The following is a 19,730-nucleotide window of genomic DNA, read 5'->3' as shown; positions in this document are numbered from 1 at the left end:
TGAGGTGCAAGTCCTTATCGGCTGAGGCGGGCGAAGCGGCGTACCGCCAGCGGGAAGAAGACCGCCAGCAGGGCCAGCGGCCAGGCGACGGCCGCCCAGACGTGGCCGGGCTCCCCGCCGGGGCCGCCGAACAGGTCGCGTACGGCCGTGGCGGTCTGGGACATCGGGTTCCACTGGACCACGGTGCCCAGCCAGTCGGGCATGCTGCCGGGCGCGGCGAAGGCGTTGGACAGGAAGCCGACCGGCCAGACCAGGATCTGCACCGCCTGCACCAGCTCGGGCTTCCCGGCGACCAGGGCCAGGTGGATGCCGATCCACAGCATGGCGAACCGGAACAGCAGCAGCAGTCCGACGGCGGCCAGGAAGGGACCGGGGCCGCGTTCGGCCCGCCAGCCCAGCGCGCACGCCGCCGCGATCATCACCGCGAGGCCGAGCACCGACTGGAGCATGTCGGCGGCCGAGCGGCCGACCAGCACCGCGCCGTCGGCCATGGGCATCGCGCGGAACCGGTCGACGACGCCCTTGTTCAGGTCCTGGGTGACCGCGACCATCGTGCCCTCCAGGCCGAAGGCCATGGTGAGGGCGAGCATCCCGGGGACCAGGTAGTCGAGGTAGTCGCCGGCCACGCCCCGGCCGCCGCCGATCAGGTAGCCGAACATCAGCAGCATCATGACCGGGAAGACCAGGTTGACCACGACCGCCACCGGCCGCCGGGCCCAGCGGGCCAGCTCGCGGCGGGTCATGGTCCAGGAATCGGTCAGGGCGTACGCGGTGGTCATACGGCCTCCTTCGCGTCGTCGGTGCGGCGGTCGCCGGCGGGGGCGCTGTCGGCGGGGCCGCCGCCGGCGCGGTGGTCGCCCGTGAGGTGCAGGAACGCCTCGTCCAGCGTCGGGCGGCGCAGCGCGATGTCCGCCGCCTCGATGCCGGCCTCCTCAAGGGTGCGTACGACCCGGGAGAGCGTCCCCGTCCGGTCGGCGGCCGGGACGCTGAGCAGCCGCCGGTCGGCGTCGGCGCGCAGGCCGGGCAGCGCGAGCAGGGCGGCGGCGGCACCGAGCTGCCCGGCGTCGCGCAGCACCACGTCGACGCGGTCGCCGCCGGTGGCCGCCTTCAGCTCGTCGGGGGTGCCGTCGGCGACCACCCGGCCGGCGTCGACCACCGAGACCCGGTCGGCGAGCTGGTCGGCCTCCTCCAGGTACTGGGTGGTGAGCAGGACCGTCGTACCGCCGCCGACCAGGGAGCGGACCGACTCCCAGACCTCGGCGCGGCCCCGGGGGTCGAGGCCGGTGGTGGGTTCGTCCAGGAAGAGCACCTCCGGTTCGGTGAGCAGGGAGGCGGCCAGGTCCAGGCGGCGGCGCATCCCGCCGCTGTAGGCGCTGACCGGTTTGCGTCCGGTGTCGGTGAGGGCGAAGCGCTCCAGGAGTTCGCCGGCCCGCGCACGTGCCCGTGCGGCGCCCAGATGATGCAGCCTGCCGAAAAGTTCCAGGTTCTGCCGGCCGCCCAGTTCCTCGTCCAGGGCCGCGTGCTGGCCGAGCAGCCCGATGCGCAGCCGTACGGCGTACGCCTCGGTGACCACGTCGTGCCCGGCGACCTCGACCCGGCCCGCGTCGGGCCGCACCAGGGTGGCCAGGACGCGGACCAGGGTGGTCTTGCCGGCGCCGTTGGGGCCGAGCACCCCGTGCACCGTGCCCCGCGCGACCGTCAGGTCCAGTCCGTCCAGCGCGCGTTTCCCGCCGTACCGCTTGTGCACTCCTTCGACCGTGATCGCCGCGTCGGCCACGGGAACCCCCTCTATTAGTCAAACTTGACTACGGAGCGACGGTATCCCCTCGCCAGAGATTGGTCAAACTTGATTACCTCAGGTCCTCGGCGTGCCGCGTGCCCGTCGCGTACGGGTTCTCCGCGCCCTCCGCCAGTACGCCGACGAACGGCTCGCCCTCGCCGGCGAAGGTGTACGCGCCGCCCCGGACCCGCTCGATCAGGGCCAGGGTCCAGTCGGCGCCGGTGTCGGCCGAGTGGACCCAGAACTCCATGATCTCGCCGATGTGCCCGAGCTGACCGGGGCCCTCCGCCGGGGTGTAGTGCTCGGTGACCGCCCGGCGCCACGCCCGGATGGCCCGCACCCGCTCCTGGAGCAGCGCGAGCACCTCCGCACGGGGCAGGTCGACCATGAAGCCCAGCGCGGCGGAGAGGACGTCGGGCTTCTGGTCGTAGGCGGTCAGCGCCTCCCGCAGCAGGGCGAAGTACTCCTCGGTGCCCTTCTCGGTGATCTCGTACTCGGTGCGCGGCGGGCCGCCCGCGGTGGACGGGGCGGTCTCGTGGGCGCGCAGCAGTTGCTGCTTCGCCATCTGCTTGAGCGCGTGGTAGATCGAGCCGGGCTTGGCGTTGGACCACTCGTGCGCGCCCCAGTACTCCAGGTCGTTGCGCACCTGGTAGCCGTGGGCCCGCCCGTGCTGGCGGACCGCGCCGAGCACCAGGAGACGGATCACTGACATGCGGTCCACACTAGGGCCTGCCCGACCCGTCTCAGGTGGCGGACGCCTGCTCCCTGGCCACCAGGTCCCAGGCCGAGGCGCCGTCGAGGGACTCGCGCAGGATGTCGGCGTGGCCCGCGTGGCGGGCCGTCTCGCGGATCAGGTGCAGACAGAGCCAGCGCACCGAGACCCGCTCGTCCGGCGGGAACCAGGGGTCGTCCGGCAGCGGGAAGGTGTCGTCCAGGCTGGGCACCGCGCGCACGAACGCCTCCGTCCGCGCGGCCACCTCCGTCCAGTACGCGAGCTGCGAGGCGACCGTCTCCTCCCCGGTCAGGGTGAAGCACTCGTGCCAGTTCGACTCGTCCCGGCGGACGGCCGGCGGCTCGCCCCCGGCGCGGGCGATCCAGGACTGCTCGACCTCGGCGACATGCTTGAGCAGCCCGCCCAGGGACAGCTCACTGGCGCTGGGACGCGCGGCCGCCTGCTCCTCGGTCAGCCCGAGCACCGAGCGGCGGATGCCGCCGCGCTGCTCGGCCAGGAAGGACAGCAGCGCCCCCCGCTCGTCGCCGTGGGCCTCGGCTCGCACGTGGGTGACCATGACCGGCCGCCTTTCGTCGGGATCGGGGGCGCTCGGCCCCTTCTGACACCGACGACGCTACGGGCCCTCGCGGTCAGCTTCCGTCCGCGAAGGCCCCGGGGGCCCGCTAGAACGGGAAGCCGCTGCGGCCGTGCTGCACCGAGATCCACTTCAGGGCGGTGAAGGCGTCGAGCATGGTGTCGCCGTTGAGGCGGCCCACGCCGGAGTGCTTCTCGCCGCCGAACGGCACGATCGGCTCGTCGTGCACGGTGCCGTCGTTCACGTGGAACATGCCGGTGTCGATCCGCTTGGCGAAGTTCACGCCCCGCTCGACGTCACCGGTGTGCACGGCGCCGCTCAGCCCGTACGGGGTGTCGTTGACCAGGCGTACGGCCTCCTCCTCGCCGTCGAACGGGACGAGGAAGGCGACCGGGCCGAAGACCTCCTGCTGGAGCAGGTCCGAGCCCTCGGGCAGACCGGTCAGGACGGACGGCTCGACCAGGTTGTCGGTGCGGCCGCCGTGCACCAGGGCCGTGGCGCCCTCGGCGAGGGCCTGCTCCACGACGCCGGTGAGGGACTCGGCCTGCTGGGAGTTGATCACCGGGCCGATGACGGTCTCCGGGTCCCGGGGGTCGCCGGCCTTGAGGGTCCTGACCTTGGCGACGAACTTCTCGGTGAACTCGTCCGCGATGGTCCGGTCGACCAGGACGCGGTTGGCGGCCATGCAGACCTGGCCCTGGTGGACGTACCGGCTGAAGACGGCCGCGTCGACCGCGTAGTCGATGTCGGCGTCGTCCAGGACCACCAGGGCGCTGTTGCCGCCCAGTTCGAGCACCGTGCGCTTGAACTGCGCGGCGCACACGGTGGCGACGTGCCGGCCGACCTTGTCGGAGCCGGTGAAGGAGATGACCTTCGGGACCGGGTGCTCCAGGAAGGCGTCGCCGATCTCCGCGATGTCGGTGACGACCACGTTGAGCAGGCCGGCGGGCAGACCGGCGTCCTCGAAGAGCTTGGCGACCAGGGTGCCGCCGACGATCGGGGTGTTCTGGTGCGGCTTGAGGACGACGCCGTTGCCGAGGGCGAGCGCCGGGGCGACCGACTTCAGGGAGAGCAGGAAGGGGAAGTTGAAGGGGCTGATGACGCCCACCACACCGACCGGGACGCGGTAGACCCGGTTCTCCTTGCCGTCGACCGGGGACGGGATGATCCGGCCCTCGGGACGCAGCGCGAGGTGGACCGCCTCGCGCAGGAACTCCTTGGCGAGGTGCAGCTCGAAGGCGGCCTTGGTGCGGGTGCCGCCCAGCTCCGCGATGATCGCCTCGGTGATCTCGCCCTCGCGCTCCTCGATCAGCCGCAGCGCCTTCTCGAACACCGCGCGCCGGGCGTAGGGGTTGGTCGCCCCCCACTCCCGCTGCGCCCGCGCGGCGGCCCGGTAGGCGGCGTCCACCTCGTCGACGGTGGCTATGGTGATCGACGCCAGCTTCTCGTCGTCGTACGGGTTGAAGTCGATGATGTCCCAGGACCCGGTACCCGGGCGCCACTCGCCGTCGATGTACTGCTGGGCGAGGTCGGTGAAGTACGACGACATGTGATTCCTCAATCCCCTAGCTGCCGTGGCGAGCCGTCTGATTGGGCGTCATCGTACTGAGGTTAAGGAGGAGTTGGAGCATTCCTGGTTTCAGATGAGTTGGAGCAGTCCGCGCAGGACGTCCCGGCTCTCGCCGGGGCCCGGACTGTCCTGCTGGAGTTCCTTGAGCGCCTTCTCGTACTGGGCGACGTCCTCCTGCTTGTCCAGGTACAGCGCGCTGGTGAGCTGCTCCAGGTACACCACGTCCGACAGGTCGGACTCGGGGAAGCTGAGGATCGTGAAGGCGCCGGACTCCCCGGAGTGCCCGCCGAAGCCGAACGGCATCACCTGGAGGCGCACGTTGGGCCGTTCCGACATCTCGATCAGATGCTGGAGCTGGCCGCGCATCACCTCGCGGTCGCCGTAGGGCCGGCGCAGCGCCGCCTCGTCCAGGACGATGTGGAACTCGGGAGCGTTCTCGGCCACGAGGTACTTCTGCCGCTCCAGGCGCAGCGCCACCCGGCGCTCGACGTCCGCCTCGCTCGCCTCGCGCGCCCCCCGGCGCACCACCGCGCGGGCGTACTCCGGCGTCTGCAGCAGCCCGTGCACGAACTGCACCTCGTAGACGCGGATCAGCGAGGCCGCGCCCTCCAGGCCCACATAGGTGGGGAACCAGCTCGGCAGCACGTCCGAATAACTGTGCCACCAGCCCGCGACGTTGGCCTCCTTGGCCAGTGACAGCAGGGAGTCGCGCTCGTGCTCGTCGGTGATGCCGTACAGCGTGAGGAGGTCTTCGACGTCCCTCGTCTTGAAGCTCACCCGGCCCAGCTCCATCCGGCTGATCTTCGACTCCGAGGCGCGGATCGAGTATCCCGCCGCCTCACGCGTGATGCCCCGTGCCTCACGCAGTCGCCTGAGTTGTGATCCGAGCAGCATGCGCCGCACCACCGATCCGGGCTCTCCCGCGCTCACCTTCGCCAGCCTCCCCAACCGTCTTAAGGGCCGCAGTCTGCCACTAAAACACTCCTAGCTGTACTCGTCCGGTTACGGAAACGGAGTTCAGCCATCGAATACGCACAGGAACGGGCAACGAACAGGCAAGCGGACGGGCCGTGGAGGAGGTGAAGATGGCGGAAAATTTGACCAACAAGCGGTACGGGCAGGTCCAATTCGGTCACGTGCACGTGCATCCGCTCTTGCATCTGCCCTATGCATCCGAAACCATGGAGCCGCACCACCGCGCCGCATCGCTACGACCGCGAATTCCGGGAGTGCCTCGCATGGGGACGAATGGATCGACCATGCTCGAGCCGATACGGCAGGGCCTTCCGCCGCTCGACCTCGCGGCCGTGTCCAACGCCGCCTCCTGCGCCCTGCCACCCCGCTACGAAGCCGTGCGCGAGGCACGCCGGTTCACCCGCGGCACCCTCGACGCCTGGGACGTGGGCGACCGCTTCGACGACGTGTGCCTGGTGGTCTCCGAACTCGTCACCAACGCCCTGCGGCACGCGTTGCCGGCCGGCGGCGCCCTGCCGGGGGACCCCTACGGGCCGGTGCGGCTGCACCTGATGCGCTGGACCGAGCGGCTGGTGTGCGCGGTGCGCGATCCCAGCCACGACGGCCCGGTGGCGGGCGGGGCGGACGACTTCGCCGCGGAGTCGGGCCGCGGCCTGTTCCTGGTGGAGTCCTTCAGCGACGGCTGGGGCTGGCACCCGCTGGCCGGGACGCTGCACGGCAAGGTGGTCTGGGCGCTGTTCCGGCTCCCGCACCCGTCCGCCGAGTGACACCCGGCGGTCTTCTCCGCCGCCGACGGTCTACGCGCGTCACGCATCGTCCCGCGGCGCTCACCCGCCGTTACGGCGATCCGGTCGGCTTCGGGGTTCAGCCCACGACGAGATGGTCGAACTCGCCGTCCTTCACGCCCAGCAGCATGGCCTCGATCTCCGCTCGGGTGTAGACGAGCGCGGGGCCGTCCGGGAAGCGGGAGTTGCGCACGGCCACGTCCCCGCCGGGGAGCCGGGCGAACTCCACGCAGGAACCCTGCGAGTTGCTGTGCCGGCTCTTCTGCCACGCCACGTCGTGCAGCTCGGTGGCGGCGATGCCGTTGTACACGCCGGACGCGTCGTCAACGTCGTACACGTCGTGGTTCACAGGTCGCTCCCCGGTGTGCACCGGCCTGGTGAGGCCGTTGATGCATGGTCAACTGAACCGGATCATAACTCTGTTCATGTGCAGATGCGCGGGCAGATGCACGTGCACGGGGGGTGGCCCCGTGGTTACAGACTCGACCTCTTGGACGCCGTGTCAGCGATACCCGTTCCCGCGCCTGCCCGTAATTACGTTGATCATGCAACAACCGACGCCGCCGCGCCGAACTGGGGAAGGCGGTTACTGCACCGCCGTGCCGGACCTTCGGGCCCTCCCGCGTCGGCCTGCGGGAACAGGCGCACGCCGGGCATCTGGCGGGGGCGCGCGAGGCGTCCTGGTAGCTTGCGGCTGTCGTGGGGCCGACCCGGCCGCCCGCTACCGCTTGGAGTCCGGGGTGACGGTGGTGACGGTGATGTTTTTGGTGGCGGTGATGACCTTGGTGGCGGTGGTGACCTCGGTGGCGGTGACAGGCAGGGCGAGTGCGGCGGGGTCTGCTCTGCGGGCCGGGTATCGGCGGTCGGGGGGCGGCGGTGTGCCGGCCGTTCTCCCGACCCGGCGTCTGCGGGGTGCGGCGGTGGCCGCGATGCTGGTGGGCGCGGTGACGCTCACCGCGTGCGGCGACGGCGGCGACGGGCCGGAGGACACGGCGTCGGCGACCCCGAGCGCGTCCGGATCGTCGTCCGGGTCCTCTTCGGAGGGGTCCGGGTCGGGCGGGGCCGGGGCCGGTGGCGCAGGGGGGTCGGGTTCGGGTTCGCCGTCCGCCTCGGCCGCGGGGCTGGAGGGCAGTTGGCTCGCCACCACCGACGGCAAGGCGGTCGCCCTGGTGGTCACCGGCGAACGGGCCGGCCTCTTCGACATGGGCGGCACCGTGTGCAGCGGCACCGCGGCCGGCTCCCGTGCCATCCGCCTCACCTGCACCGACGGCAGCGACGACCGGACCGCCGGCACGGTGGAGTCGGTCGGCTCCTCGACCCTCGTGGTCGACTGGGAAGGCGGCATCGGCACGGAGACGTACACCCGCGCGGAGGGCGGCAAGCTGCCGAGCGGTCTGCCGACGGCCGGACCGGGCTCCTGAGCCCTCCGTCCGGGGCAGGTCTGCCGGAGGGTTCAGAAGCCCGCCGCACGGTGGCCCGCCTCCGCGGCCTCCGCTGAACCCGGCCCCCGGTGGCCCGGCTCCACGGCCTCCACTCCCCCACACCTCGAATCCCCCGCTCCCTCATCTCTCACCTCCCACCTCCCACCTCCTATAAGCATCGAAGGAAGCCCAGAAACCATGCGCACCACCCGGCCGTTCGGCCTCGCCGCCTGCGCCCTCGCGGCACTCCTGCTGACCGCCTGCTCCGACGAGGGCGGTGACGGCGGCGGCAGCGGCGACGACCGCGGCGGTACGGCCGCCTGCCGGCTCACCGGAGCCGACGTGGACGTCGCGGCGAGCCCCGCGCCGGCCGCGGGCGACACCGGCACGGTCACCGTGACCGTCACCAACCGGGACTCCGCCTGCGTACTGGACGGCTTCCCGGAGGTCACGCTCGTCACCGACGACGGCACCGAGAAGCTCGGCCCGGACGAGGGCGCCGCCGCCCAGGAACTCCGCCTGGACCAGGACACGCCCGCCGCCTTCACCATCACCTACGTCCGGGGCGACGCCGGGGCCTCGGCCGTGCAGAAGGCCCGCTTCGCCCTGCCGGGCGCCGACGGGACGCACGACCTGGAGTGGACGTACGGGCCGGTGGAGGGGAAGGCGACGGTGAGCGCGTTCGGACCGGCGGGCGACTAGGAAGGCGTACTGGGACCGGAGGGCCGCGGAGGGCCGAGTGGGGCCGGCTACGGCAGCGGGGGTCGTGGGGTGACCTGGGCCCGGTCGGCCGCGCGGGAGCCCTCGGTCCAGCCCGCCGCGTCGGTGGTGCCGCGCAGCCGGGTCGTGGTCGTCGCCGGGAACATCCGCTGCAGCCGGTCGGTGACCGCGACCTCGCGGGAGGCCAGCACCGGCAGCAGATCGTCGCTCACCGGGGCCTCGGCGGCGGCGCGCAGCCGGGTGCCGACGCGGTGCGCGTAGGCCGCCAGGAACGACTGCCGGAAGCTCTTGGTCCGCTTCCGGCCGCCCGCCCGCTGGGCCGCCTCCGCCCTGGTCATCGCCGTCTCGGCCTGCACGAGCAGTGAGGTGTAGAGGAGTTCGACCGCCTGGAGGTCGCCCTCGAAGCCGACCACCGTGGAGAAGCCGAACGGTTCGTTCCACACCGCCCGGCAGTGGTTCGCGTCGGCCACCGCGTCCAGCAGCACCGCCTTGGCCTGCTCGTACGGCGGCTCGACCTCGATCCGGCAGGCGCCGGGGGCGTCGGGCGCGGGCGCGCGGGCCGCCAGCAGCGCCTCGTCGACGCTGTAACGGGCCATCAGCTCCTGCGCCTTGGCGCTCAGCGCCTCCGCCTCCTCCGGATACCCGGTCGCCTCGGCCTTGGCGAGCAGGGCGCGGATACGGGCGAGCGAACGGGACTCGGCACCGGCACTCGCACCGGCCCCCGCCGCGCCGGCCCCCGCGCGGGTCTGCCGGCCACCGGATTCGTCCAGGGGTTCGAGATAGGGCAGGCGCAGCAGCAGCCGGTACAACTCCAGTACGGCCGTGGCGTGCGCGAACCGGTCGGGGCGCGCGGCCGGACCGGGCGCCGGCAGGGTCGCGATCTGCGCCGTCCAGCGGGGCCCGCGCGCCCGGTCGTGCGCCGCCTGGGCCCGGATCAGCTCCGCGACCAGCCGCACATGGACGTCGTCCAGTTCCCGCCGCACGATCCGTACGACATCGGCGGGCTGCCAGTGGCGCCGCCAGGCCGCGGCCACGAACTCCTCGCCCCGCCGGGCCACCTCGGCGTCCGCCGCCGGGTCGGCGGCGAGCAGGGACGCCGCCGTGTCGAGGGCGGCGTCGGCGGTGTCGTACAGGGCGGTACGGAAGGCATGGTCGGCGGTGCTGGGCGTGGTCACCCCGCGATGGTGCCACGCCCGGCCCGGCCGTCCCGCTCCGGCCATGTACCGGGCCAGCTCCTGCTGCTCGGCGTGACGCCGGTGGTGCCCGGCTTCCTGCGGGACGCCTTCGTGGGGCTGCCCGCGGGGCGGCCGGCCGACCTGTCGCGGCGCGGTACCCGGGGGAACCGCTGGCTCGACATCGTCTCCGGGACGGTGTCCGCCGGCCTGGCGGTGCGGCTGGCGGTGACCTCACCGAAGCAGAAAAGTGTCAACCGACGGTTGACGCTCCCTCGGGGTGCAACCTACGGTTGACACATGTCGACCAACCCGAGCATCACGTCATCCGTACGCCTCGACGATCTGATCGCGGCCATCAAGAAGGTGCACGCCGAGCCGCTCGAACAACTCCAGGACGCCGTCATCGCCGGCGAGCACCTCGGAGAGGTCGCCGACCATCTCATCGGCCACTTCGTGGACCAGGCCCGGCGTTCCGGGGCCTCCTGGACGGACATCGGCCGGAGGATGGGGGTCACCCGGCAGGCCGCCCAGAAGCGCTTCGTGCCCAAGGAGTCCACCGACCTCGACGCCGAACAGGGCTTCAGCCGCTTCACGCCCCGCGCACGCAACGTGGTGATGGCCGCGCACAACGAGGCCAAGGCCGCGCGCAACGCCGAGGGCACCCCCGAGCACCTCGTCCTCGGACTGCTCCACGAACCCGACGGCCTCGCCGTCAAGGCGCTCACCGCGCAGGGCGTCACCCTCGACGAGGTCCGCGAGGCGGCCCGCGCCGCGCTGCCGCCGGCCGCCGAGGAGGTCCCGGAGCTGGTGCCGTACGGCCCCGGCGCCAAGAAGGCCCTGGAACTCACCTTCCGCGAGGCCCTCCGCCTCGGCCACAACTACATCGGCACGGAACACCTCCTCCTCGCCCTCCTCGAACACGAGAACGGCCAGGGCGTCCTGAGCGGCCTCGGCATCGAGAAGGCGCGGGTGGAGACGTACGTCGTCGAGCTGGTGTCACAGTTCCTGAAGACGACGGAGGCGGAGGCAGGGCCGGAGGCGGGAGCCGGGGAACCCGCCGGGAAGCAGCCGGAACAGGGCTGACGCCGGGCCCACGCCACGGGGTGCCGGGTGTGTGGGCGTGCGGGTGGGCGGCGGGCGTGGGAGCCGACAGGGGCGGGGCGCGACAGGGTCCGGCTCAGTGTCTGCGACCGGACCGACCCGCGCGCCGCCAGGCGGTCGGCTCGAAAAGCCGACACCGGACCAGCCACCGGACGGACCCGCGAACCGACACCCCCCAGCCACCGGACGGGCCCGCGAACCGACACCCCACCAGCCACCCGACCAGCCCGCGAACCGACACCCCCCCCCCAGCCACCCGACCAGCCGCGAAGCGACACCCGACCGCCTCGAAAGGCCGTTGTCAGACCCTGCTGCGAGACTCGCGGTATGGCCGACCGGTGGGTGCTCGCCGTGGCCGAGGACGGTGGTGCGGAGGTCGCCCCCCTCGGCCCCGACGGGCTGCCCGCCGGGCCGGTACGCCGGGAGTCCGGCCCCGCCGAGGCCGTCCGCGCCCGTCCCGAGGTCGCCCGATGGGTCTGGCGGTCCACCGCCGAGGTCTACCCGCGCCTGCTCGCCGCGGGGGTGCGGGTGGAGCGGTGCTACGACATCGAGGACGCCGAGACCCTCCTGCTCGGCCACGAGGGGCGGTACGGGGAGCCGCGTTCGGCGGCCGCCGCCCTGGCCCGGCTGCGCGGCGGACCGGTCCCGTCCGACCCGCCGCAGCGCGCCGCCGAACCGGGCGCGCAGTCCCCGCTGTTCGAGCCGGAGGGCGTCCCCCTGCCGCTGGGTGACCTCGTCGCCGTCTACGCCGAGCAGCAGCGCCGGCACGACCGCGCCGAGCACCCCGACCGGATGCGGCTGCTGACGGCGAGCGAGTCGGCGGGGATGCTGATCGCCGCCGAGATGAACCGCGCGGGGCTGCCGTGGCGGGCCGACGTGCACCGCGAGGTCCTGCACGACCTGCTCGGCGAGCGGTACGCGGGCGGCGGAGAGCCGCGCCGCCTGGCCGAGCTGGCCGACGAGATCTCCGCCGCCTTCGGCCGCCGGGTCCGGCCCGACCTGCCCGCGGACGTCGTCAAGGCGTTCGCGGGGGCCGGCATCAAGATCCGTTCCACCCGCCGCTGGGAGATCGAGTCCGTCGACCATCCGGCCGTGAAACCGCTGATCGAGTACAAGAGGCTGTACCGGATCTGGGTCGCCCACGGCTGGTCCTGGCTCCAGGACTGGGTGCGGGACGGCCGGTTCCGGCCCGAGTTCCTGGCCGGCGGCACGGTCAGCGGACGCTGGGTGACCAATGGCGGGGGCGGCCTGCAGATCCCCAAGGTGATCCGCCGGGCCGTGGTCGCCGACCCGGGCTGGAAGCTGGTGGTCGCGGACGCCGACCAGATGGAACCGCGCGTGCTGGCCGCGATCTCCCGCGACCCCGGCCTGATGGAGGTCGCCGGCCGGGAGACCGACCTCTACCAGTCCGTCTCCGACCGCGCCTTCGCGGGCGACCGCGCCCAGGCCAAGCTCGCCGTGCTCGGCGCGGTCTACGGGCAGACCTCCGGGGACGGCCTGAAGAACCTCGCCCTGCTCCGCCGCCGCTTCCCCCGGGCCGTGGCCTACGTCGACGACGCGGCCCGCGCCGGCGAGGAGGGCCGCCTGGTCCGCACCTGGCTCGGCCGCACCTGCCCACCGGCGGCCCGGCCGGGCGACGATCCCGGCGGAGAGGCGGGCCTGCCCCAGGAGGAGGCACCCGACGGCCCCCAGCAGGAGTGGGCGCCGGGCTACGCCTCGACGGACGCCCGCGCCCGAGGCCGCTTCGCCCGCAACTTCGTCGTCCAGGGCAGTGCGGCCGACTGGGCCCTGCTGATGCTGGCCGCCCTGCGCCGCACCTGCGCGACGATGGCCGCCGAGCTGGTCTTCTTCCAGCACGACGAGGTCATCGTCCACTGCCCCGAGGCGGAGACCGACACGGTCGTCACGGCGATACGGGAGGCGGCGACCCTCGCGGGCCGCCTCACCTTCGGCGACACCCCGGTCCGCTTCCCGTTCACCACAGCGGTGGTGGACTGCTATGCGGACGCCAAGTAGCCGACGCAGCCGCTGAGGCCCACGGAACCGACGGCTCGGACGAACGAAAAAAGACCAGCTCAGACACTGTCCGGGCTGGTCTTCAGTGGAGCCGCCTTCGGGATTCGAACCCGAGACCTACGCATTACGAGTGCGTTGCTCTGGCCATCTGAGCTAAGGCGGCGCGCTGTCGGCACCATGGTGCGATCAGCAACGCGGTAAGTCTACACAGTTTCGCAGGGTGCTCCGTACCGGCCCCCGAGGGCCTTCGGGGGCCGGCGCCGCCTCCGTCAGGAGCAGCGCTTCCCGTCCGGCGGGACGGTGCCCCGCAGGAGGTAGGCGTCGATGGTGGAGTCGACGCAGGTGCTGCCGCGGCCGTAGGCGGTGTGGCCGTCGCCGTCGTAGGTGAGGAGGCGGCCGGAGGAGAGCTGGCCGGCCAGGGACTGGGCCCACCGGTAGGGGGTGGCGGGGTCGCGGGTGGTGCCGACCACGACGATCGGGGCGGCGCCGGCGGCGACGATGCGGTGCGGCTCGCCCGAAGGCTGGACCGGCCAGTACGCGCAGGTCAGGGAGGCCCAGGCGAGGCCCTCGCCGAACACGGGGGACGCCTTGCGGAAGTCGGGGAGCGCCTCGCGCACCTGGTCCGGGGTGGCGAAGGCGGCGGGCAGGTCGAGGCAGTTCACGGCGGCGTTGGCGGACATCAGGTTGCTGTAGCCGCCGTCGGCGCCGCGTTCGTAGTAGCCGTCGGACAGCGCCAGCAGTCCGACGCCGTCGTTCTTCTTCATCGCCGCGCCGAGGACCTCGCGGAGCTGCTGCCAGGCGCCCTCGTCGTACATGGCCGCGATCACGCCGGTGGTGGCCAGGGACTCGGTGAGCTTGCGGCCGGCGGTGTCGCCGGTGGGGACGGGCCGGGCGTCGAGCTTGCGGAAGAACGCCTTGAGGTTCTCGCCGACCCGGTAGGGCGGGGTGCCCTTGCCGCCGAGCGGGCAGTCGGCCCGCCGGACGCAGTCCTTCGCGAACGACTGGAACGCGGTCTCGAAGCCCGCCGTCTGCTCCAGGTTCAGCCTCCGGGCCGGCAGCGAGGGGTCCATCGCGCCGTCCAGCACCAGCCGGCCCGTGCGGTCGGGGAACAGCCCGGCGTACGTCGCCCCGAGGAAGGTGCCGTACGACGCTCCGACGTAGTTCAGCTTCTCGTCGCCGAGGACCGCCCGCAGCAGGTCCATGTCGCGGGCCGTCTCGACGGTCGACACATGGCGCAGCAGCTTCGGCGCGCCGGCGCCGCAGCCCTCGGCGAACTTCTGGTACGCGGCGACGAGCCGCTCCGTCTCCCGCTCGTCGTCGGGGGTGGTGTCGGTCTGGGTGTACGTGTCCATGGCGGGGCCGTCGAGGCATTCCACGGGCTCGCTGCGGGCCACGCCACGCGGGTCGACGGCCACCATGTCGTAGCGGGCGCGGACCTCCTCCGGGTAGCCGATGCCCGCGTACTGCTGGAGGTAGCCGATCGCCGAGCCGCCCGGTCCGCCCGGGTTGACCAGCAGCGACCCGAGCCGCTTTCCGGGGCCGGTGGCCTTCTTGCGGGCCACGGCTAGCCGGACGTCACCGTCGGTGGGCTCGGCGTAGTCAAGCGGGGCCTTCATCGTGGCGCACTGGAAGCCGGGGACGCCGCACTCCCGCCAGCTCAGCTTCTGCCCGTAGTACGGCGACAGCTCCGACGGCGTGGCCCGCGGCAGGGCCGCCAGGGACGCTCCCGACGCCGAACTCGCGGAGGTCGAGGCGCCGTGCGCGGAGCAGGCGGTGGCCAGCAGCGCGGCGGCGGCGAGGACGAGACCGGTACGGGTTCTGCGGTGAGTGCGCCTTGAGTACATCCAGCGAGCGTAACGCTCAGCGACGGAGCAGACGCGCTTCGTGTCGGATGTGCCTCGTACGAGTTATCCCCTCCTGCCTTCGCTGCCGCTTGCTTCCCGGGGCCGTGCCCGTCAGCCGGCTCTGAGGGCCATCGTCATCGCCTCCACGGCCAGCAGCGGCGCGACATTGCGGTCGAGGGCCTCGCGGCAGGCGTTGATCGCCTCGATGCGGCGCAGGGTGGACTCCGGGGTGCCGGCGCGGGCCAGTCTCTCCAGGGCGTCCTCCGCCTCGGCGTTGGCGATGGCGACGCGGGAGCCGAGCTGGAGGGCGAGGACATCGCGGTAGAACGCGGTGAGGTCGGTCAGCGCGACGTCGAGGCTGTCGCGCTGGGTACGGGTCCGGCGCCGCTTCTGCTTGTCCTCCAGGTCCTTCATGACGCCCGCCGTGCCGCGCGGCATCCGGCCGCCCTGGCCCGCGCCCATCGCCGTCTTCAGCTCCTCGGTCTCCTTGCCGTCCCGCTCCTCCGCGAGCCGCTTGGCGTCCTCGGTCGCCGCGTCGACCAGCTCCTGCGCGGCCTTCAGGGCGCCGCCGATCTCCTCGACCCGCAGCGGCAGCTTCAGTACGGCGGCCCGGCGCTCGCGGGCGGCCGGGTCGGTGGCCAGCCGGCGGGCCCGGTCGACGTGGCCCTGGGTGGCGCGGGCCGCCGCGGCGGCGACCTGCGGCTCGACGCCTTCCCGGCGTACGAGCATGTCGGCGACGGCCTCGACCGAGGGCGTACGCAGATTCAGGTGGCGGCAGCGGGAGCGGATGGTGGGCAGCACGTCCTCGATGGAGGGGGCGCACAGCAGCCACACCGTGCGGGGGGCCGGCTCCTCGACGGCCTTCAGGACGGCGTTGGCCGATTTCTCGTTCAACCGCTCGGCGTCCTCGACGAGGATGACCTGCCAGCGGCCGTTCGCCGGGGAGGTGAAGGACTTGCGGACGGTGTCCCGCATGTCGTCGGCGAGGATCTGGGTGCCGATGGCGGCGACCGTGGTGACGTCCGCGTGGGTGCCGATCAGGGCGGTGTGGCAGCCGTCGCAGAAGCCGCAGCCGGGGACGCCACCGAGGGCCCGGTCGGGGCTGACGCACTGGAGCGCGGCGGCGAAGGCCCGCGCCGTCTGCTCCCGTCCCGCGCCGGGCGGGCCGGTGAACAGCCAGGCGTGGGTCATCTTCGACGCCTCGGGCGGCGGGGCGTCGCTCGCGGCGGCGGTGACGAACGCGTCGGCGTCCCGGGCAGCGGCGGCGAGCTGCTCGCTCACCTTCTCCTGTCCGACCAGGTCGTCCCACACGCTCATGGGTCACGCCGTCCTTCCGTCACATCACGTCGCTCCACCCATTGTGCGGGCGGCCACTGACAACGGGCCCCGGCGTCACCGCCGTGACCGGCGTCACCGCGTCATCGGCCTCACCGGCCTCACCACCGAGGCCCGTCCGGGCGGGCCGACGGCCGGGTCAGCGCCGGTCAGCGCCCGCACCCCACCGGCCGAGGGCGGGGCCAGCGACCCCGCCCGCCGCGGCGGATCAGCGCCCCCGACGGCCCCGGCCGCCCCGGTGGCCGCCTCCGCGGTCCTCGTCGTCCGGGTCGTCCGCGTGCGGGCCCAGCAGCTCGTCCGCGAGCGTCGGCAGGTCGTCCAGCGGCGTCTCCTCGGCCCAGTCGGACCGGCGCCGACGGCCCCGCGCCCGGTCGGCGGCGGGTCCGGCGTCCACCGCGCCCGGGTCGACCTGGGGCAGCTCCCGCGTACGGTCGTTCCCGCCGCCGTCGGCCGCGTCGCCCCGGTCTTCGTCCCGGTCCTCGTCCCGGAAGTACCCCGGCGGCACCCGGTCGGCCGGGTCCTCCCCGCGTACCGGCGGGAGCACGGCGGTCTCGTCGGCCGCGCCGGGCGACACCGGCGGAAGTACCGCCGTCTCGTCCGCCGCGCCCGGGTCCACCTGGGGCAGCACCGCCGTCTCGTCCGCCGCGCCCGGGTCCACCTGGGGCAGCACCGCCGTCTCGTCGGCCGGGCCCGCCCCGCCCGGAGGTACCGGCGGCCTCGGCAGTTCGGCCGTCGCCTCGGCCTCGGAGGGCGTCGCCGCCCCGGCCCCGGAGGACGCCCGCGGCCCGGCCGGGCGGCCGTCGGCGGTCCCGTCCGCCTCCTCCCGCACCGGACGCAGTACCGCCGTGTCCTCCACCGGACCGCCGGAGGCGTCCGTCGGGGTCACCACCGGCGTCGGCACGGTCGCGTCGTCCAGGGGCGCGGGCCGGGGAGCCCGTGCCGCGGGCGGTACCGCCGGCTTCGGGCCGGTCGCCGCCGCTGCCGCCGCCTGCTCGGCCGCCCGGCGTGCCTCCTCCGCGCGGAGCAGGGCCTCCTCGGCCTTGCGCTGCTTCTCCAGGCGCCGCGCCTCGGCCTCGGCCCGCAGCCGCGCCTCCTCCTCGGCCTGCCGGCGGCGGCGCTCCTCCTCCGCCTTGCGGCGGGCCTCCTCCTCGGCGCGCGCCTTCTCCTCCGCGAGGAGTCGTGCCCGCTCCTCCTCGGCCTTGCGGCGCGCTTCCTCGGCGCGCCGCCGGGCCTCCTCGGCCTGCCGTTCGGCCTCGCGGCGCTGGGCCTCCTCCAGCTCGCGCCGCTTGCGCTCCTCCTCCTCGGCGCGCAACTTCTCCAACTGCTCCTGGCGCTCGCGCTCCAGGCGCTCCTCCTCGGCCTTGCGCGCGGCCTCCTCCTCGGCCTTGCGGCGCGCCTCCTCCTCGGCCTTGCGCCGGGCCTCCTCGCGGGCCTCGATCTCGGCCTGGGACAGCGGCAGCACCTGGTCGAGCCGGTGGCGCAGGGCGGTGGTGACGGCCTCGGGCTCCTGCCCGGCGTCCACCACGAGGTAGCGGCCGGGGTCGGCCGCGGCCAGCGTGAGGAAACCGGCCCGCACGCGTGCGTGGAACTCGGCGGGCTCCGACTCCAGCCGGTCCGGCGCCTCGGTGAACCGCTCGCGGGCCGTCTCCGGGGAGACGTCCAGCAGCACCGTCAGATGCGGGACGAGCCCGTTGGTCGCCCAGCGGTTGATACGGGCGATCTCGGTCGGGGACAGATCGCGCCCGGCGCCCTGGTAGGCCACCGAGGAGTCGATGTACCGGTCGGAGATGACGACCGCGCCGCGCTCCAGTGCGGGCCGGACCACTGTGTCGACGTGCTCCGCGCGGTCGGCGGCGTACAGCAGGGCCTCCGCGCGGTGCGACAGCCCGGCGCTGGAGACGTCCAGCAGGATGGAGCGCAGGCGCTTGCCCACCGGCGTGGCGCCCGGCTCGCGGGTGAGCACGACTTCGTGGCCCTTGCCGCGGACCCATTCGGCGAGCGCCTCCGCCTGGGTGGACTTCCCGGCGCCGTCGCCGCCCTCCAGAGCGATGAAGAAACCGTTCGTCGCGGGGGTCTGCACCGGGTCGTCGCCGCCGAGCAGCGCGTCCCGCAGATCGTGCCGGAGCGGGACCCCGGAGCGGTCGTCGACCTTGGCGAGGACCAGCGCGGCCACCGGCAGCAGCAGCGCGCCGACCAGCATCAGGGTGAACGCGGCGCCGCCGTGCGCGAAGACGAACCTGCCGTTCTCCAGGCGGTGCGGTCCGATGCCCGCGGCCACCAGGGGGGCGACCACCGCGGCGAGCGCCACGCAGACCCGCACGCAGGCGTGCAGGTGGTCGGTGACGCGTGTCCGGCGGTGGTGCTCGGTCTCCTGGTCGAGGAGGGCGTGCCCGATGTTGGCGGCGATGCCCGCGCCGGCCCCGGCCAGCACGGCGAGCAGCAGCACGGTGGTGTCGTCCGGGACGAGCCCGGCGGCCAGCAGGGCGACGCCCTCGAAGGCGATGGCCAGGGACAGCAGCCGCCGCCGGGACAGCGAGGGCAGCAGGGCGGGCGCCGTACGGATGCCGACGACGACACCGCCGGTCAGCGCGCCGGCCAGCAGCCCGAACAGCACCGGACCGCCGCCCAGGTCCTTGGCGTGCAGCACGGCCACGGCGACGGCGACGGCGATCGCGCCGGCGACCGCGGTGCAGGCGAGCACCAGCAGCGGCAGCGCGCCCGTGCGGCCCTTCTCGGGACCGGCGGCCGTCCTGGGGCGGCGCAGCCCCTCCAGCGGCGACCGCGCACGCGGGGTGCGGACGCCGGGCAGCTCCAGGAAGAGAAGCAGGCACAGGGACCCGGCGAAGAGCCCGGCCGCCACGTACGCGGCGAGCGCCGCCCGGTGCTGGGCGAACCAGTCGACGCCGGCCCCGAGCAGGTTGTTGACCAGCCCGGCGACGACCAGGGCGAGCGCCGCGAGCGGTACGGCGACGAAGCTCGTCCGCAGCGACAGCCGGCGCAGCGCGTCCATGTGGTCGGGCAGCGGGCGTACCGAGGCGCCCTCGGGGGGCGGGGCGGGCAGCAGCGCCGGGGCGGCGCTCTCCCGGCACACCGTCCAGAAGCGCTCGGCGACAGCGACGACGAAGGCGGTGGCCAGCAGGGCGGCGAGCGCGTCGTCCGGCGTCCAGTCGATCCACAGCGGCGCGACGATCAGCAGCACCGCCCGCAGGCCGTCCGCGCCCACCATGGTCAGGCGGCGGTCCAGCGGACCGTCCTGGGAGGTGAGCGAGGTGAGCGGCCCGAGCAGGACGGCGCCGAACAGCAGCGTCCCCAGGATGCGCACCGCGAAAACGGTCGCCACTGCGAACGCCACGCCGCGGTAGCCGCCGCCGAACGAACCGGCCGCGATCGCCGCCTGCACGGCGAGCAGGACCAGCACCAGCAGGGCAAGGGTGTCGCCGACACCGCTCACCAGGTGCGCACTCCACAACCGCCGCAGTTGCGGCCGGCGCAGCAGGGCGCGGACGGCACGCTCGCGGGAGTCCGCGACCAGGGCGTCGTCTGGGGCCGGGTGAGTGGCCGTTGGCTGCTCGGCTCGCGTCATGCGTTCAGCCTATCGGCAGCCACGGACAGCCCCGCGTACATGCCCGAACGTACGACCGCCCCGACACCGAATCGATGCCGAGGCGTTCGTTTCGCGAAGGCCCGGTGCCGGGAAACGG

Annotated in this window: 18 protein-coding genes, 1 tRNA gene and 1 pseudogene; 7 read left to right on the top strand and 13 right to left on the bottom strand. The window is 73.7% G+C overall.

Translation table 11 applies throughout. The features are described from left to right. Window positions 1–14 precede the first annotated feature (14 nt). The 6 genes from ACFY32_RS24775 to ACFY32_RS24750 all read right to left on the bottom strand — a co-directional run bounded on the left by ACFY32_RS24775 (window position 15) and on the right by ACFY32_RS24750 (window position 5,551). The gene (locus ACFY32_RS24775) at window positions 15–779 is read right to left on the bottom strand and encodes an ABC transporter permease (RefSeq protein ID WP_390675285.1); all 765 of its coding nucleotides are present in this window, start codon (window positions 777–779) and stop codon (window positions 15–17) included. Further along, on the bottom strand, window positions 776–1,777 hold the full coding sequence (locus tag ACFY32_RS24770; RefSeq protein ID WP_390675284.1) for an ATP-binding cassette domain-containing protein: 1,002 nt from the start codon (window positions 1,775–1,777) through the stop codon (window positions 776–778). Before ACFY32_RS24770 ends, ACFY32_RS24775 begins: the two co-directional genes overlap by 4 nt. Window positions 1,778–1,850: 73 nt before the next feature. Beyond that, entirely contained in the window at window positions 1,851–2,492 is a 642-nt protein-coding gene (locus ACFY32_RS24765; protein WP_359200406.1) for a PadR family transcriptional regulator, read from the bottom strand. Between the two features lie 31 nt (window positions 2,493–2,523). After that, complete coding sequence (locus tag ACFY32_RS24760) at window positions 2,524–3,069, bottom strand: DinB family protein (RefSeq protein WP_359200408.1); 546 nt, start codon at window positions 3,067–3,069, stop codon at window positions 2,524–2,526. 106 nt (window positions 3,070–3,175) lie between these two features. Continuing rightward, on the bottom strand, window positions 3,176–4,636 hold the full coding sequence (locus ACFY32_RS24755; RefSeq protein WP_390675283.1) for an aldehyde dehydrogenase family protein: 1,461 nt from the start codon (window positions 4,634–4,636) through the stop codon (window positions 3,176–3,178). Between the two features lie 90 nt (window positions 4,637–4,726). Continuing rightward, window positions 4,727–5,551, bottom strand: a complete 825-nt coding sequence (locus ACFY32_RS24750) for a helix-turn-helix transcriptional regulator (RefSeq protein WP_359200487.1) — start codon at window positions 5,549–5,551, stop codon at window positions 4,727–4,729. Window positions 5,552–5,895: 344 nt separating this feature from the next. On the opposite strand from ACFY32_RS24750, the gene ACFY32_RS24745 reads away from it, so the two are divergent. Next, on the top strand, window positions 5,896–6,399 hold the full coding sequence (locus ACFY32_RS24745) for an ATP-binding protein (protein ID WP_359200412.1): 504 nt from the start codon (window positions 5,896–5,898) through the stop codon (window positions 6,397–6,399). A gap of 97 nt (window positions 6,400–6,496) precedes the next feature. Here ACFY32_RS24745 and ACFY32_RS24740 read toward each other — a convergent pair whose 3' ends face one another. After that, window positions 6,497–6,766, bottom strand: coding sequence for a DUF397 domain-containing protein (locus ACFY32_RS24740; RefSeq protein ID WP_359200414.1), 270 nt, complete (start codon window positions 6,764–6,766; stop codon window positions 6,497–6,499). A 254-nt stretch (window positions 6,767–7,020) separates the two neighbouring features. On the opposite strand from ACFY32_RS24740, the pseudogene ACFY32_RS24735 reads away from it, so the two are divergent. Beyond that, window positions 7,021–7,104, top strand: a pseudogene (locus ACFY32_RS24735) (30S ribosomal protein S14); the annotation flags it as partial. Between the two features lie 34 nt (window positions 7,105–7,138). On the opposite strand, the gene ACFY32_RS24730 reads toward ACFY32_RS24735, so the two are convergent. Beyond that, entirely contained in the window at window positions 7,139–7,594 is a 456-nt protein-coding gene (locus tag ACFY32_RS24730) for a hypothetical protein (RefSeq protein ID WP_390675282.1), read from the bottom strand. Between ACFY32_RS24730 and ACFY32_RS24725 the strand changes: the two genes are divergently transcribed. Both ACFY32_RS24725 and ACFY32_RS24720 read left to right on the top strand, forming a co-directional pair. Further along, the gene (locus ACFY32_RS24725; protein WP_390675281.1) at window positions 7,587–7,838 is read left to right on the top strand and encodes a hypothetical protein; all 252 of its coding nucleotides are present in this window, start codon (window positions 7,587–7,589) and stop codon (window positions 7,836–7,838) included. The genes ACFY32_RS24730 and ACFY32_RS24725 overlap by 8 nt on opposite strands. A gap of 198 nt (window positions 7,839–8,036) precedes the next feature. After that, a complete protein-coding gene (locus ACFY32_RS24720; protein ID WP_359200420.1) occupies window positions 8,037–8,540 on the top strand; it encodes a DUF4232 domain-containing protein in 504 nt (167 codons plus the stop codon). A gap of 47 nt (window positions 8,541–8,587) precedes the next feature. On the opposite strand, the gene ACFY32_RS24715 is transcribed toward ACFY32_RS24720, so the two are convergent. Then, the gene (locus ACFY32_RS24715) at window positions 8,588–9,733 is read right to left on the bottom strand and encodes a DUF2786 domain-containing protein (protein WP_390675280.1); all 1,146 of its coding nucleotides are present in this window, start codon (window positions 9,731–9,733) and stop codon (window positions 8,588–8,590) included. A gap of 6 nt (window positions 9,734–9,739) precedes the next feature. On the opposite strand from ACFY32_RS24715, the gene ACFY32_RS24710 reads away from it, so the two are divergent. The 3 genes from ACFY32_RS24710 (at window position 9,740) to ACFY32_RS24700 (ending at window position 12,850) form a co-directional block, all read left to right on the top strand. Continuing rightward, window positions 9,740–10,027: a hypothetical protein gene (locus ACFY32_RS24710; protein WP_390675279.1), complete on the top strand. Its 288-nt coding sequence runs from the start codon at window positions 9,740–9,742 to the stop codon at window positions 10,025–10,027. 3 nt (window positions 10,028–10,030) lie between these two features. Further along, window positions 10,031–10,816 carry a Clp protease N-terminal domain-containing protein gene (locus ACFY32_RS24705; protein WP_390675278.1) on the top strand — a complete coding sequence of 262 codons (786 nt, stop codon included), beginning with the start codon at window positions 10,031–10,033 and terminating at the stop codon, window positions 10,814–10,816. A gap of 345 nt (window positions 10,817–11,161) precedes the next feature. Next, window positions 11,162–12,850 carry a bifunctional 3'-5' exonuclease/DNA polymerase gene (locus ACFY32_RS24700; RefSeq protein ID WP_359200426.1) on the top strand — a complete coding sequence of 563 codons (1,689 nt, stop codon included), beginning with the start codon at window positions 11,162–11,164 and terminating at the stop codon, window positions 12,848–12,850. 86 nt (window positions 12,851–12,936) lie between these two features. Here ACFY32_RS24700 and ACFY32_RS24695 read toward each other — a convergent pair. The 4 genes from ACFY32_RS24695 to tmk form a co-directional block, all read right to left on the bottom strand. Beyond that, window positions 12,937–13,013 (bottom strand) — tRNA-Thr (locus ACFY32_RS24695). Between the two features lie 106 nt (window positions 13,014–13,119). Further along, on the bottom strand, window positions 13,120–14,694 hold the full coding sequence (locus ACFY32_RS24690) for an alpha/beta hydrolase (RefSeq protein ID WP_390675277.1): 1,575 nt from the start codon (window positions 14,692–14,694) through the stop codon (window positions 13,120–13,122). Between the two features lie 111 nt (window positions 14,695–14,805). Continuing rightward, a complete protein-coding gene (locus ACFY32_RS24685; RefSeq protein WP_359200430.1) occupies window positions 14,806–16,011 on the bottom strand; it encodes a DNA polymerase III subunit delta' in 1,206 nt (401 codons plus the stop codon). Window positions 16,012–16,237: 226 nt separating this feature from the next. After that, complete coding sequence (gene tmk, locus ACFY32_RS24680; protein ID WP_359200432.1) at window positions 16,238–19,612, bottom strand: dTMP kinase; 3,375 nt, start codon at window positions 19,610–19,612, stop codon at window positions 16,238–16,240. Between the last annotated feature and the right edge of the window lie 118 nt (window positions 19,613–19,730).

Origin of the sequence: Streptomyces sp. NPDC000134, from assembly GCF_042899225.1 — a bacterium.
Classification (GTDB): domain Bacteria; phylum Actinomycetota; class Actinomycetes; order Streptomycetales; family Streptomycetaceae; genus Streptomyces.
The sequence above is the reverse complement of the archived record's forward strand: the minus strand, read 5'-3'. Positions and strand labels throughout refer to the sequence as shown.